This is a genomic window from Marinomonas shanghaiensis (assembly GCF_003259175.1).
GTDB lineage: Bacteria > Pseudomonadota > Gammaproteobacteria > Pseudomonadales > Marinomonadaceae > Marinomonas > Marinomonas shanghaiensis.
Window position 1 is genome coordinate 1 of record NZ_QGOK01000030.1, and the last position, 1,247, is coordinate 1,247.

General features: G+C 46.7%; 1 protein-coding gene. It reads left to right on the forward strand.

The features are described from left to right. The first annotated feature begins 177 nt into the window (after positions 1-177). Positions 178-1,128, forward strand: coding sequence for an RpnC/YadD family protein (locus DKT73_RS18710; RefSeq protein WP_111640041.1), 951 nt, complete (start codon positions 178-180; stop codon positions 1,126-1,128). The last annotated feature ends 119 nt before the right edge of the window (positions 1,129-1,247 follow it).

Here is a 1,247-nt window from a genome sequence, read left to right on the forward strand (position 1 = left end):
GCACGAGGCGTAATCTGACATTCCCAACCAAGGTCACAAAATCCCCAAACATATCACCCAACACCAACCCACGATCATGGTCTGGTGTTTGTATTTTGGTGGTTTTTATATAGTATTAGAGAGGTAATGCAAGGCAATCTCAGGATGAGGTTGATGTTACTGAAAGAGGGATTTTAAATGAATACGAGATCAATGGATGATCATGATAGCCCATGGAAAGAGGCCTTGGAGCAGCGCTTTCCAGAGTTTTTAGCCTTGTTGTTTCCCGATGTTTACGAGCAGGTGGATTGGCGCCGAGAGCGAGTGTTTTTGGATAAAGAGCTTCAGCAGATTGTGCAAGATGCCGAGCTGGGGCGACGTTATGCTGATAAGCTGGTTAAGGTTTTTGCACGGGATGGTACAGAAACATGGGTATTGATCCATGTGGAAGTGCAGGGCGAAGCAGAGCGGGATTTTGCCGAGCGTATGTATGTGTATCATTATCGGCTGTTTGATCGATATCAGATGGATGTGGTCAGCTTAGGTGTGCTTGCTGATAGTCATCGAAACTTTCGGCCCAATAGCTATCACTGGGGGCGTTGGGGCTGTGAATTGGATTTTCGCTTTCCCAGTGTGAAACTGCTGGATTGGCAGGCCCGTTGGGAGCAGTTAGAAAACAGCGATAATGTGTTTGCCTTGGTGGTCATGGCGCAACTTCGGGCAAAGAGCAGTAAAAGAGCGGAAGAACGCCAAGCGTGGAAGTTTCAGCTTGTGCAATTAATGTACGAGCGGGGCTATGAGCGTGATGTTATACTGGAATTGTTCCGAGTGATTGATTGGATGATACGTTTACCAGAGGTTTTGGATCGCCAGTTCCTAGAATCGGTATACCAACTAGAGGAGTCTAAAAAAATGCCTTACGTCACCAGTGCAGAGCGTTTTGGAATTGAGAAAGGGATACAGCAAGGAATGCAACAAGGAATGCAGCAAGGTGAGGCGAATATGCTGTTACGTCAGATGATCAGAAAATACGGCGTTGATGTCACGGCGGCGTATCGTGAACAGATTGAAAAAGCCGATCCTGAAACCCTACTGGAATGGTCTGAACGATTGCTTTTTGCCGATAAAATAGAAGACATCTTTCATTGATTTTTGTCACTGTCCCTTCCCCTTGTGTCTTTGAAGGGGAAGGCTAGGATGGGGTTGTTTCCCTGTCTCTTATCCCTTCCAAAACGTAGGTCAGATGAGACGAGGCACGAGGCGTAATC

Bases quoted from the DNA above. Each gene is read 5' to 3' on its own strand.
- DKT73_RS18710 (WP_111640041.1), top strand. From the start codon at position 178: ATGAATACGAGATCAATGGATGATCATGATAGCCCATGGAAAGAGGCC.